Source organism: Cupriavidus sp. 01L45 (assembly GCF_056399885.1).
Window position 1 is genome coordinate 38,483 of the sequence record NZ_JBFTSG010000046.1, and the last position, 13,169, is coordinate 51,651.

Here is a 13,169-nt window from a genome sequence, read left to right on the forward strand (position 1 = left end):
CGAATGAGATGGATTATCATTTGTGTTTATATGTCAGTCAAGACATACATATGAAGCGTCTGTAGCGAAAACGTTACATTTTGGCTTGGCGACACGGTGCTGCCTGCCATGGCCTACCCGCGCGGGTGGCCATGGCTCTTCGTGTTAACCGGCGTTCAATAGCGCAGGTTCACGTTGAGAATCGCAGTGCGCCCGGGGGCAATCGAGGCGTAGTGCGCCGGATAGGCCTGGTTGTAGTACACCTTGTCGGCCAGGTTCATCACGTTGAGCTGCATCGACACGTTCTTGTTCAACTGGTAGGCGGCCATGGCGTCGAAGCGCCAGTAGGCCGGCACCCAATTGTTGCGGGCCTGGCTGCCCCACACCTTGGATACGTAGTAAGCGCCGCCGCCCAGGGTGAGGTTGGGGAATAGCTGGTAGGTACTCCACAGGCTGAAGCTGTCCGATGGCGTGTTGGGGAAGGCGTGGCCATCGCTCGCGCCGAAGTCGGCGCCGGATCCGCCGTTGTTGCGCAGTTCGCTCTTCAGGTGGGTGTAGCCGCCGAAGACCGCCCACTGGTCGGTGACGTTGCCGGAAAAGCCAAGTTCGACGCCGTCCACACGCTTGTTACCGGCCATGGCCGCGAGGCCGTCTTCCAGGGTGATGCGCGCGTTGGTGGTTTCCACCCGGAAGATGGCGGCGGTTAGTGCCAGGCGCTTGTGCAGTACATCCCACTTGGTGCCGAGTTCAAAACTGCGATTTTTCTCGGGTGACAGCGCGCTGCCTGCCTTGGTCGGCGCCAGCCCGCTCGGCTCGCTGCCTTGCCCGACCACGGCACCTGCGGGGGTGGACGAGGTACCGTAGGACGCGTAGATGCTGGCGTTTTCCACCGGTTTATAGACCACGCCGAACTGGTAGTTGAAGAGATTGTCGTCTCGCGCATACGTACTGCGCTGGCCGGCGCCGCTGCTGGCTCGGGAGGTCTGAACCTCGCCGCGGTAGCGGTCCAGGCGTAGTCCGGCATTCACCAGCCATTGCTTGTTGAGCTCGATCGAGTCGAAGGCGTAGACCGATGCGGTGGTGGCCTTGTGGTTGGTCGGGTTGTAGGTGCGGGTGATCCGGCCGTTCCACGGGTCGTTCGGGTTCGGGCTGTACAAGGTGGTGCAGTTGTAGCCACTGGCCGCGCCCGGACCACTTGGGCATCGTTTGTTGCCTGTGGCTACGTCGTAGCTATCGTTTTCGCTTTTGTCCTGGGAGAACTCCACGCCGAAGGCGTACTTGTGCTTGAGGGTGCCAGTGAGGATCTCGCCAGACAGGTCGGTCTGGTTGGCCAGCGTATTGGATATGCCGTGGCGCTGGTTGGTCCGGCGCCAGACCATGTCGTAATAGATATTGCCATCGAAGCTGCCGTCGGGCCGCGTCCAGAGATAGTCCTGCATGGTGCGGGCGATGCGCGTCTGGTTGCGGAACTTGAGCGCGGGGCTGAAATCGTGTTCGAAGCGGATCGTGCCGACGTCCGCACTGTCCTTGCGGAAGTCGCGGTCGACCAGGCCGTAGTAAGTGTTGCGCGGCACCTTGAGCGGCGAACCGTCGCCGGCCAGCCGCGTGCGCGGGCGGCCATCGGTGCGCGGGACAAAGTTCGGATTGTTGTAGGGCATGCCGGTGTCGGGCAGCCCGTCCGATTCCATGTGGTAGTAGGACAGCGTCAGCCGCGTATCGGTGCCAAGGCCGAAAGCCACCGAAGGGGCAAAGCCCCAGCGCTCCTGGTGCGTGGCGTCGCGGCCGGGCACGCCGGCATCGTGATACATGGCGTTCATGCGCACGGCCGTGCGTTCGCCGAACTGCCAGTTGGCGTCGGCGGTGGCGCGCTTGTAACTGGCGTTGCCAACGCCGAAGTTGCCTTCGGCGAAGTTGCCGAGCCTGGGCGCCTTGCTGACGATGTTGATGCTGCCGCCGGCCGAGCCGCGTCCGTCGTAAGCACCGGCGGGGCCCTTGGTGACTTCCACCGATTCGATATTGAACATTTCGCGCGACTGCGCACCGATGTCGCGGAAGCCATCCAGGAAGGTGCTGGCCTGCGCATCGTAGCCGCGGATGAACGGCCGGTCGCCGACCGGGTTGCCGCCCTCGCCGGCGCCGAAGGCGATACCGGGAACGGAGCGCAATACCTCGCTGAGGCTGGTCGACGCCGTACTCTGGATCAGTTCGTGYGGGATGACGGTGATGGACTTGGGGATGTCGAGCAGAGGTCCGGGCGTCTTGATCGACGAGGTGCCGTCAGCCTTGAACTCGCTGTGCTGCGAGCCGCTGACGGTGACAGGCGGCAACTCCACCGCTGCCACTTTCAGGTCCCCGCCTGCCTGGGCGGCCACCGGCGCGGCCGCGATGGCGGCGCCAACCGCGCCCGTGAGGCGCGGGATCGCGTGCTTCTTTCTTCTGGTCCTGATAACTAGGGCGCTTTGCATGATTCTCCGTCGGCTGCGGTGGATTGAATAAGAATAAGTGTCATTCGTATTCAATCCGAGAAGCGTCGGAAAAATCTGCAATGCGTTGGGAAATTTCCCAAATGCGTGTTCTGATCGAACCGGCAGCGGCAGGCCGCGCTCAAACGCGGTCCGCCGCCAGGGTACCGTCCGCTGGCGCCTCAGAAGGTCCTCTTGCCGCCCTGGTAAGCGCTCACGATGCGGTTCATTTCCGCCACCAGCGCGGCGGGCTCACCGTGCAGGGTGCGCGCGATGCCTTGCATATAGCCGAGCAGTTCCTGCCTGGCGGCTTCGGCGAAGTCCATGGTCACCGCCTGGTCCTCGTACAGCAGCACGTAGGAGCGGGCGAAGCCGTAGAGCAGGAAGTAGGCAGCAGCGTGCGCCGGATCCGTGTCGATCAGTTCGCGCGTGGCGTTCTTCACCGTCACGAAGGCGTCGGTGCCAGGGAGCGAGTCCTGGAATTGCTGGAGGGTGGTTTCAAGCGTCATGGCGCAATGTGGGCTAGTGAAAACTGGGTCGGATACAAGGTGAGGGGACGCGCCGGCGATGGATCCGCGTGTCCGCTCATACGCTGTTCAGCATGCGCCGCAGCAGCGCGGCACCATCGCGTCCCTTATAGGCGCGCTGCCACAGGTCATTGACCATGGCGGTGTAGAGCCGTACCGCCTCGGGCGCGGCCGTCACCGTGGCGATGCCGGTGGAGACATTGGGAAACTCTCCGAAACGGAACGGGCTGGTTGCCACGTAGGCCTTGCCCGGCCGCTCGAAGACCTGGAAGGTGACATTGGGCATGCTGCCGTCGACAATGCCGATCTGCAGGCCGATCGGCTGCGCGTCGAGCAGCTCGATCACGCGTTCGATCTCGCGCCGGGCAGCCAGCGAGCGTTCCATGCGCACCGCCGGCGGCAGGTCCAGGCGCCCCACCAGCCCGAAATGCACGAAGCGCTCGAGCGAGCGCAGGTCGATCAGGCTGGTAATGGGCGGCACGCTGCGCGCGAACGATTGCTTGCGTTCCTCCAGCAGGGCCAGCAAGGCATCGATGGTCGCCGCCGGCGCCGGCTGCGGGCTCTCGGCCAGCATCTGCCGCAGATGGCCGGCGTAGTGGGGCGATGTCAGCAGGTAGGAAACCGGTTCGAAATGGGCAAGGATGCGGGTCGCGCCATGTTCGAGCTGGCGCATGCGCTCGATATAGGCCACCGCCGAGTGGTAGTACTCGGACTCGACCCCAAGCATCGACGCCAGCGAAGTGCCAAGCAGCTGCGCCAGCCGGCCGAGCGTCTCGATCTTGACAATGTCGCCCTTTTCCATGCGGTAGATCGCTGCGCGCGACACGCCGAGCTGCTCCGCAATGGCCTCCGCCCGCATCTCCGCCCCCAGCCGATAGGCGCGCAGCCGATTGCCGATCTCGACGAAATCAACGGGTGGGCCTGCGGCAAGGAGAGCGTCCATCTTGTGAGAATCTCAAAAATAAGACAGGGCCTATCCTAGCACGGCCCGCCGTCGCATGGGGAGAGATGTATCGAGCCAGGAAGCAACGCTGTCAGGCTTTCCCTTGCTGCAGGCCTGGCTGGTCAGGGCAACGCGGCGACGACGCCGATGCGCCCGCGAGTGCTCGGGCGTTGTGAATCAATGTGCATTTCTGGTGGGTAAGAGGGGACAATCTCCATTCGTCTGTCTCGTAAATGAGACTTGGCTAGATTTTTGGATGGCATGTATATTGCGGACCGCACGCCGGGATGGTAATCCGCCGATCCTTCGCATCACGCAAGACACACAAACTACACAAGACACAGAGATAGGAGCGCCCCTGGCGCAGAAAAGGAATCCGATGAAGAAGGCCCTTGCCACGGCGCTGTGCGCCGCCGTTACGCTCACTCTTGCCGTTGCCGCCGCGCCCGCCGGTGCCGCTGGCTATCCGGAACGCCCGGTCACCATCGTCGTGCCCTACGCCGCCGGCGGCAGCAACGACATGGTGGCGCGCGTGCTGAGCCAGCGTCTTGGCCAGGATCTCGGGGTTTCGGTGGTCGTGGACAACGCGCCGGGCGCCAGTGGCACCATCGGTGCCATCAAGACCATCAACGCCCCGGCCGACGGCTATACCTTGCTGCTGGGCTCCAACAGTGAAATCTCGATCGCCAGGCTGACCAACCCGAAGATCAAGTACGACGGCCAGCGCGATCTGGTGCCGCTGCGCATGGTCGGCTCGCAGCCCATGGTGCTGGTGTCCGGCGCGCAATCGGGCATTCGTGGCGTGGATGGCTTCCTGGCGCTGGCCAAGAGCAGGAAGGCGGTGAACTATGGCACCTCGGGCATCGGCACGCCGCTGCATCTGTCGGGCGAACTGATCCGCGGCGCCAGCAAGGTGGATATGACCCACGTCCCCTACAAAGGTGGCGCGCCGGCGATCGCCGACCTGATGGCCAACCAGATCGAGTTGGGCGTGCTGGTGCTGTCGACGGCGCTGCCGCAGATCAAGTCAGGCAAGCTGCAGGCGATCGGCGTGACTTCGGCCACGCGTTCGCATGCCGCACCCAATATCCCCGCGCTGGCGGAGAACAAAGCGCTGGCTGGTGTCGATATGCGTTTGTGGTTCGGGTTGTTCGCGCCGGCCAATACGCCCAAGGCGGTGACCGACAAGCTGGCCGACGCGCTCGCCCGCGCGATCAATGCGCCGGAGGTCAGGAACAATCTGTCCGAGGCTGGCGTGGACGTCGATGCAAAGGACGCGGTCGCCTTCCGTGGGTTTATCGCCAAGGAAACCGAGGCTTACCGCAAGATCGTCAGCGAAGCGAATATCCAGGAGTAAGCATGCCGATGCCCGGGCTCTCCGGGCATTGTGCCTGCATCCTTACAGGATGCGGATCTGCTTGACCTTGAACTTAGAGTCGCCGAAGAGTTCCTTGTCGTATTCGCCCAGCAGTTCCACCTGGGTGGACGCATCCACCGGCTGGCCGGCCGGCCACAGCTTCTTGTCGATCTTGATCCGGATCTGCCCGGTGCCGTCGTCGAACTGGTAGAGCTCGTGGCCGACGTTGTTGACGATTTTCCCGCGCAGCACGGCGTGCTGGTCGTCCTTGCCTTGCTCCGCCAGGGCCTTGACGGTAGTCGCCGGTACCGTGGAAGGGCCTACGTACTGTGCCTGTGCCATGACGGCCGTAGCCGTCAGAACTGCCGCGATCAGGATGCGTTTCATGGTTTCTCTCTCAAGAATGATTGGAACGTACCGGCTGGGGGGCGGCCACCTGGCCGGGCCATTGTGCCGGAGCCGGTGCTTTTGCACCAGCACGCAGGCGATTGTGGGTGGCAGGGGCTGAACCGAAGCTGAACGGCGAACGGGCAACGTTATGATGGCGCCTGTCGCGCGGTCCGCTCCGGACCATGCCCGGCTCACTCGCGCTCACTGCGGCCATCCACCAAAGGGATTCACATTGCGTTTTCTTCACACTGCCGACTGGCACCTCGGGCGCGTGTTTCACGCGCGCAGCCTACTCGAAGACCAGGCCTGGGTGCTCGATCAATTTGTCGCGCTGGTGCGCGACGCGCGGCCCGATGCGGTGCTGATCGCCGGCGACGTTTATGACCGCGCGGTGCCGCCTCCCGAAGCGGTCGCATTGCTCGACGACGTGCTGGCGCGCATTGTGGTGGACGCGGGTGTGCCGGTGGTGATGATCTCGGGCAACCACGACAGCGCGCAGCGGCTCGGTTTCGGCGCGCGCCTGCTGACGGCGCAGGGTTTGCATGTGGCTGGCCGCACCGAGCGCGAGGCGACCTGCGTGACCTTGTCCGACCCGGACGGCGAAGTGAAGATCTATGCCTTGCCTTATGCCGAGCCCGCTGCGGTGCGCGATGCCTTCGGCGTGGACCTGCCCGGCCACGAGGCGGCGCTCGCGGCGCGCCTGGAAGCGATCCGCGCGAGCCATCCGGCGCACGCGCGTTCGGTGGTGGTGGGGCATGCCTTCGTGATCGGCGGCGAGGCCAGCGAATCGGAGCGGCCGCTTTCGGTGGGCGGCAGCGGCGCCGTTGCCGCTGGTGTGTTCGACGGCTTCGACCTGGTCGCGCTCGGCCATCTGCACCGGCCGCAGACCTTTGGCCAGCGCATTCACTACGCCGGCTCGCTGCTGAAATACTCGCTGTCCGAAGTTACGCACGCCAAGTCCGTCTCGCTGATCGAGCTGGCGGGCGATGGCACGGTGACGATCGAACCGATTGCGCTCTCGCCCCGGCGCGACTTGCGCATCATCGAAGGGCAACTGGCCGACCTGCTGGCGCATGGCGCGGAGGACCCGCACCGCGACGACTATATCCACGCGGTGCTGACCGATACCGGCGCGTTGCTCGATCCGATGGCCCGCCTGCGCCAGGCCTATCCCAATGCCCTGGCCATCGAGCGCGCCGTGCTGGCGCGATCCGGCGAAGCCAGCGCCCCGGGCCAGCGCCTGCGCCAGCTCGATACCGCCGAGCTGTTCGCCAACTTCTTCAAGGAGGTCGCGGACGAAGAACTGGACGACGACAAACGCCGCGTGCTGGCCCAGTTGCTGGAAGGCATGGCCGCCGCCGAGAGGGAGTCCGCATGAGACCGCTACGCCTGAAGCTGCAGGCCTTCGGCCCGTTTGCCGCCAGCGAGGAGATCGATTTCAGCCAGCTTGGGGAGCGTGCCTTCTTCCTGATCCACGGCCCCACCGGCGCCGGCAAGACCACGCTGCTCGACGCCATCTGCTTCGCGCTCTACGGCGATACGTCCGGTGGCGAGCGCAGCGCGCAGGACATGCGCAGCGCCAACGCCGATCCGGGTTTGCGCACGGAAGTGACGTTCGAATTCAGCCTGGCAGGCCAGCGCTACCTGGCTACGCGTTCGCCCGCGCAGGAGCGGCCGAAGCTGCGCGGAGAGGGCACTGTCAAGGAAACGCCCAAGGCCCAGCTCGACACCATGGGCGAGGGTGGCTGGACCAGCATGGCCAGCCAGCCCAACAAGGTCGATGACCATGTGCGCAACCTGCTGGGTTTCGACAGCAGCCAGTTCCGCCAGGTGATCGTGCTGCCGCAGGGACGTTTTCGCGAACTGCTGACTGCCGATTCCAAGAGCCGTCAGGCGATCCTGGAGCGCTTGTTCCGCACCGAGTTGTACCGGCGCGTGGAAGAACTGCTCAAGGGCCAGGCCGCCGGCATCCGCCAGCAGGCCGAGCGGCTGCGGATCGAACAAACGGCCTTGCTGCAGCAGTATCAGCTGGAATCCGTGGACGCCTTGCGCGAGCAGGCAGCGGCGTTGCAAGTCCGGCTGGATGAACTCAGGCAGCGCGACGGCGCGGCGCGCACCGTGCTTGAACTTGCCACGCTGGCGAGCAAGCAAGGCGAGCAGACAGAAGCCCGCCTGCGCGAACAGCGCGAGACCGAGGCTGCCCATGCCGCGCTGATGGCGCAGCGGCCCGAGGTGGAAGCCGAGCGCCAGCGGTTGCTGGCCGCGCGCCGGGCCGCGCAGGTCCAGCCTTTCGAGCAGCATCTCGGACAGGCTGCGCAGGAACACCTGCAGGCGCAGCAAGCGCTTGCCGCGGCGAATGCGCGCGCCAGCGAAAGCGCCGTGGCGTCGGCGGCGGCAGCGGCGGCGCTCGAAGCCGAAATGGCGCGCGCCAGCGATCGGCAGGCGGCGCAAAAGCGTGTGACGGAACTGGAGGCCATGCTGCCGCAGGCGCAACGGCTTGGCGTGCTGCGGCAGGACTTGCAAAGCGCCGCCCGTGGGCAGACACAATCGGCGGCGGCCCATGCTGGTGCCGTGCAGGCGCAGCAGCAAGCGGCTGCCGCGCTGAAACAGGCGGAGGCTGAACTGGCCCAGGCCCAGGAGGGCGCTCGCGGACTAGAGACGATCCAGCTGCGGCTGGCGGGCCTGGCGCAGCAGGCGGCCACGCTGGACAAATACGCGGCCACGCTGGCGCACTGGGAACAGGCGCGCCGCCAGGCCGAAGCCGGCCGGCTTGCTGCCGGGCAAGCCGCCACACTTCAGGCGGCAAGCGCGCTCCGCTTGCGCGAGACGGAGCAGGCCTGGCGGGCAGGACAAGCCGCGCGGCTGGCTGCGGGCCTGCACGACGGCGAGTCGTGCCCGGTATGCGGCAGCGCCGAACATCCTCAGATGGCCCGGCCTATCGAGGCCCCGGTCTCCGACGAAGTGCTCGATCACGCCCGCGAGGCCGCGCGGCTTGCCGACCAGGCCGCGCACAGCGCGGCCAGCCAGGCGCAAACCGCGCAGCAAGCGCTGACGCACCGTCAGGAGCAACTGGACGAACTGCGCGAAGCCGTGACCGCCGCGGACATGCCGGCAGGCGCGGCGCAGGATCCGGCCGCTGCCAAGGCGCAACTGGCCGAGGCTATCCAGGCGTTACGCGCGCAGCAGCTGGCCGCCGGGGCGGCGGCTGGACGGTGCGCGCCGCTGGCAGCGGAACTGGAGCGGCTGCGCGGCGCGTTTGCCGCCGCCGATGCGTCCATTCGCGTAGCCGACGCGGCTGCGCAGGACGCCGGCCAGCGTCACGCCAAGCTGCAGGGCGAGTGGCAGGCGGCCAGCGCCCAGGTGCCGTCCGAATGGCGTGAGCCAGAGCGGCTCACCCTCGCGCTGGGGCAGGCACGGCAGGATCTGGCCGCGCGTGAAGCCGCGCTGGCCGCCGCGCAGTTGGCGGACAAGCAGGCCGGCGCCGGCCTGGCCGCGGCCCAGGCCGCGCAAGCCGGCGCGCAAGCCACCCTGGCCAGCCATGCGCTGCGCGAGCAGCAGGCTGGCGCAGCGTTCGCAGACGCGCTTGAGCAGGCGGGCTTTGTCACGCGCGAGGCCTATGCCGAGGCGCGGATGCCTGCCGCGCAGGTGGCGCAACTCGACGCCCGCGTCCATCGCTTCGACCTCGACCTGGCTGCCGCCGCGGACCGGCGCGAGCGCGCCGCGGTCGCCGCGCGCGACCTGGCCGCGCCCGACCTGCCGGCACTCAGGCAGGCCCAGGCGGATGCCACCAGCGCGCTCGAAGCGCTGGTCCGGGAGCAGGCCGACCTCAACCGCAGCCGCGAAAACCTGCTGCAATGCCAGCAGCGCCTGGACGCGCTGGCTGCCGCGGGCGCGGACATCGAACGCAGCTACGCGGTGCTCGGGCGGCTGGCCGAAGTGGCCAACGGCAACAATCCGCGCCGCATCACCTTCCAGCGTTTCGTGCTGGCGACCTTGCTCGACGAGGTGCTGGAAGCCGCCTCGCTGCGCCTGATGCGCATGAGCCGCAACCGTTACGAACTGCAGCGCGTGCGCGAACTGGGCGACAAGCGCGCCGCCGGCGGGCTCGATCTGGAGGTGTTCGACCATGACACCGGCATGACGCGCCCGGCGAATACCTTGTCCGGCGGCGAGGGTTTCCTGGCATCGCTCTCGCTGGCGCTGGGACTGGCCGATGTGGTGCAGTCGCGCGCGGGCGGGATCCAGCTCGATACGCTGTTTGTCGACGAGGGCTTCGGCACGCTCGATCCCGAGAGCCTGGATTTCGCCATCCGCACGCTGATCGACCTGCAGCAGGCGGGGCGGCTGGTGGGCATCATTTCCCACGTGGCCGAGCTGCGCGAGCGTATCGACGTGCGCCTGGAAATCCGTCCCGGGGCGGGCGGCAGCCGGGCCGAGCTGCAATTGCCATGAGGGGCGGGAGGTGACTGCCTCGCGGCAGCCCGAAGCGCGTAAGCTATGGTTTGCTCAGGCATACGCGGGCAGGTGCGCAAGGTAGCTTTCAACTGGCCTACGATCGTGTCCGACAAACGCACAAGCGATTTGCCGCCGCCTTGACCACCGTCGGATAGGGAGTGTAACCTGTTCATTCTGCGAATTGAAGTTCGCAGTTAGAACAAACCAGAATAATAAGAAAAACCAAAGTCTGTTGGATTCGTGTCCGGCGGTGCACTTTTGCAAGGAATTGCAAGGCGCGCAAGCCGGATGGCTCTTCCGGCAGGACTGTCCGGAGACAGCGTTTGCGTGCCGCCTGATTTCCCTCCTTGGCGGCCGGTTCCGGATAGTTCGTCCGGACTCTCGGAACTGGAACGCAAGTGATCAACAAGCTATTCGACTCCGTGGAATCGGCCATGGCCGACATCCACGACGGCGCCACTATCCTGATTGGCGGTTTTGGCATGGCAGGCATGCCGGCGGAGCTCATCGACGCGCTCATCGCCCAGGGCGCGCGTGACCTGACCATCGTCAATAACAACGCCGGCAATGGCGACACTGGCCTGGCGGCGCTGCTGAAGACCAAGCGCGTTCGCAAGATCATCTGCTCCTTCCCGCGCCAGTCCGATTCCTACGTCTTCGATGCCCTGTACCACGCCGGCGAGATCGAGCTGGAACTGGTGCCCCAGGGCAACCTGGCCGAGCGCATCCGCGCCGCTGGCGCCGGCATCGGCGGCTTCTTCACCCGCACCGCGTACGGCACGCCGCTGGCCGAAGGCAAGGAAACCCGCATCATCGATGGTCAGGGCTATGTCTACGAGACACCGATCCACGCCGACTTCGCGCTGATCAAGGCGCTGCGCGCCGACCGCTGGGGCAACCTGACCTACCGCAAGACCGCGCGCAACTTCGGCCCCATCATGGCGATGGCCGCCAAATGCCCCATCGTGCAGGTCAGCGAGATCGTCGAACTCGGCGAGCTGGACCCGGAACACATCGTGACGCCGGGGTTGTTCGTCAAGCGCGTCGTCAAGATCGACGGCGCCAGCCAGGCTGCCGCCTGAGCGCCAAGGAGATCCAGAATATGCAACGCCTGACCCGCGATCAGATGGCCGCCCGCGTGGCCAAAGACATTCCCGACGGTGCCGTGGTCAATCTCGGCATCGGCCTGCCCACCCTGGTTGGCAATCACCTGCCGGCCGACCGTGAAATCCTGCTGCACAGCGAGAACGGCCTGCTCGGCATGGGCAAGGCACCGCCCGCCGGCGAGGAAGACGGCGACCTGATCAACGCCGGCAAGCAGCCTGTCACGATCAAGCCGGGCGGCTCGTATTTCCACCACGCCGATTCGTTCGCCATGATGCGCGGCGGCCACCTCGACTTCTGCGTGCTCGGCGCCTTCCAGGTGTCGGTGAAGGGCGACCTGGCCAACTGGCATACCGGCGCGCCCGGCGCGATCCCGGCCGTGGGCGGCGCCATGGACCTGGCCATCGGTGCCAAGGAAGTGTTCGTGATGATGGAGCACCAGACCAAGCAGGGCGAGAGCAAGATCGTGGCGGAATGCACGTATCCGCTGACTGGCATGACCTGCGTCACGCGCATCTATACCGACCTGGCTACCATCGATGTCACGCCCGACGGGCTGGTGGCGCGCGACCTGGTCGAAGGCTTGTCCTTCGACGAACTGCAACGCCTGACCGGCGTGCCGCTCAAGCAGGGCGCTTCTGCCTGAGTGCCGGCCTGACCGGCGGGGCCACCCCCGGCGAGCAGCCTTCCAAGCTTCACGCTTTCACGTACAAGCAAGAGAGAGACAACCATGACCGAAGCCTTTATCTGCGACGCCATCCGCACCCCCATCGGCCGCTACGGCGGCAGCCTGTCCGGCGTTCGCCCGGACGACCTGGGCGCGGTGCCGCTCAAGGCCCTGATGGCACGCAACCCGAACCTGGACTGGTCCGCCATTGACGACGTGATCTACGGCAACGCCAACCAGGCCGGCGAAGACAACCGCAACGTGGCGCGCATGTCGCTGCTGTTGGCAGGCCTGCCGCAAAGCGTGCCGGGCGCCACCATCAACCGCCTGTGCGGCTCGGGCATGGACGCTACCGGCACCGCCGCGCGCGCGATCAAGGCCGGCGAAGCCGGCCTGATGCTGGCCGGCGGCGTGGAAAGCATGAGCCGTGCGCCGTTCGTGATGGGCAAGGCCACCAGCGCCTTCTCGCGCGATGCGCAGATTTTCGACACCACCATCGGCTGGCGCTTCATCAACCCGGCCATGCGCGCGGCCTACGGCGTGGACTCGATGCCCGAGACCGCCGAGAACGTCGCCACCGATTACAAGATCAGCCGCGAAGACCAGGACCTGATGGCGCTGCGCAGCCAGGAAAAGGCATCGCGCGCCCAGGCCGACGGCACGCTGGCGCAGGAAATCACCGCGGTGACGATCGCCCAGAAGAAGGGCGATCCGCTGGTGGTGGAGCGCGACGAACACCCGCGCGCCACCAGCATGGAAGCGCTGGGCAAGCTGCGCGGCGTGGTTCGCGCCGACGGCACGGTCACGGCTGGCAATGCCTCGGGCGTGAACGACGGCGCCTGCGCCATCCTGCTCGCCAGCGAAGCCGCGGCCCGCCAGCACGGCCTGACGCCCAAGGCCCGCATCGTCGGCATGGCCACCGCCGGCGTGGCGCCGCGCGTGATGGGCATCGGCCCGGCGCCGGCTTCGCAAAAGCTGCTCAAGCAACTCGGCATGACCATCGACCAGATGGACGTGATCGAGCTGAACGAAGCGTTTGCCGCGCAAGGCCTGGCCGTGCTGCGCGAACTCGGCGTGGCCGACGACGACGCTCGCGTCAACCCGAATGGCGGTGCCATTGCGCTGGGCCACCCGCTCGGCATGAGCGGCGCCCGCCTGGTTACCACCGCCATGTACCAGTTGCACCGTACAGGCGGCCGCTACGCGCTTTGCACGATGTGCATCGGCGTGGGCCAGGGCATCGCCATGGTGATCGAGCGCGTCTGATCGCAGCGGGTGTGGTTTC

The 13,169-nt window shown here is 66.3% G+C and carries 10 protein-coding genes; 6 read left to right on the forward strand and 4 right to left on the reverse strand.

The window, feature by feature from the left end; all coding sequences use genetic code 11:
- Window positions 1–155: 155 nt before the first annotated feature.
- The 3 genes from AC1DT6_RS27745 to AC1DT6_RS27755 all read right to left on the reverse strand — a co-directional run bounded on the left by AC1DT6_RS27745 (window position 156) and on the right by AC1DT6_RS27755 (window position 3,911).
- Entirely contained in the window at window positions 156–2,444 is a 2,289-nt protein-coding gene (locus tag AC1DT6_RS27745) for a TonB-dependent receptor (protein WP_441631914.1), read from the reverse strand.
- 179 nt (window positions 2,445–2,623) lie between these two features.
- Window positions 2,624–2,950: a hypothetical protein gene (locus AC1DT6_RS27750; RefSeq protein WP_045235492.1), complete on the reverse strand. Its 327-nt coding sequence runs from the start codon at window positions 2,948–2,950 to the stop codon at window positions 2,624–2,626.
- A 76-nt stretch (window positions 2,951–3,026) separates the two neighbouring features.
- Window positions 3,027–3,911, reverse strand: coding sequence for a helix-turn-helix domain-containing protein (locus AC1DT6_RS27755; RefSeq protein WP_276289405.1), 885 nt, complete (start codon window positions 3,909–3,911; stop codon window positions 3,027–3,029).
- A gap of 379 nt (window positions 3,912–4,290) precedes the next feature.
- Here AC1DT6_RS27755 and AC1DT6_RS27760 point away from each other — a divergent pair, with 379 nt between their 5' ends.
- Window positions 4,291–5,268, forward strand: coding sequence for a Bug family tripartite tricarboxylate transporter substrate binding protein (locus tag AC1DT6_RS27760; protein ID WP_441631917.1), 978 nt, complete (start codon window positions 4,291–4,293; stop codon window positions 5,266–5,268).
- A gap of 42 nt (window positions 5,269–5,310) precedes the next feature.
- Here the strand turns inward: AC1DT6_RS27760 and AC1DT6_RS27765 are convergent, their stop codons facing one another.
- Window positions 5,311–5,655, reverse strand: coding sequence for a YgiW/YdeI family stress tolerance OB fold protein (locus AC1DT6_RS27765; protein WP_441631919.1), 345 nt, complete (start codon window positions 5,653–5,655; stop codon window positions 5,311–5,313).
- A 235-nt stretch (window positions 5,656–5,890) separates the two neighbouring features.
- On the opposite strand from AC1DT6_RS27765, the gene AC1DT6_RS27770 reads away from it, so the two are divergent.
- From AC1DT6_RS27770 to pcaF, 5 genes are all read left to right on the forward strand, one after another.
- On the forward strand, window positions 5,891–7,036 hold the full coding sequence (locus AC1DT6_RS27770; protein ID WP_441631921.1) for an exonuclease SbcCD subunit D: 1,146 nt from the start codon (window positions 5,891–5,893) through the stop codon (window positions 7,034–7,036).
- A complete protein-coding gene (locus AC1DT6_RS27775) occupies window positions 7,033–10,110 on the forward strand; it encodes an AAA family ATPase (RefSeq protein WP_477103890.1) in 3,078 nt (1,025 codons plus the stop codon). The genes AC1DT6_RS27770 and AC1DT6_RS27775 overlap by 4 nt, the downstream gene beginning before the upstream one ends.
- Window positions 10,111–10,511: 401 nt before the next feature.
- On the forward strand, window positions 10,512–11,195 hold the full coding sequence (locus tag AC1DT6_RS27780) for a 3-oxoacid CoA-transferase subunit A (RefSeq protein WP_441635438.1): 684 nt from the start codon (window positions 10,512–10,514) through the stop codon (window positions 11,193–11,195).
- A 20-nt stretch (window positions 11,196–11,215) separates the two neighbouring features.
- Window positions 11,216–11,863: a 3-oxoacid CoA-transferase subunit B gene (locus tag AC1DT6_RS27785; RefSeq protein WP_043357060.1), complete on the forward strand. Its 648-nt coding sequence runs from the start codon at window positions 11,216–11,218 to the stop codon at window positions 11,861–11,863.
- Window positions 11,864–11,947: 84 nt separating this feature from the next.
- The gene (gene pcaF, locus AC1DT6_RS27790) at window positions 11,948–13,150 is read left to right on the forward strand and encodes a 3-oxoadipyl-CoA thiolase (RefSeq protein ID WP_441635435.1); all 1,203 of its coding nucleotides are present in this window, start codon (window positions 11,948–11,950) and stop codon (window positions 13,148–13,150) included.
- Window positions 13,151–13,169 lie beyond the last annotated feature (19 nt).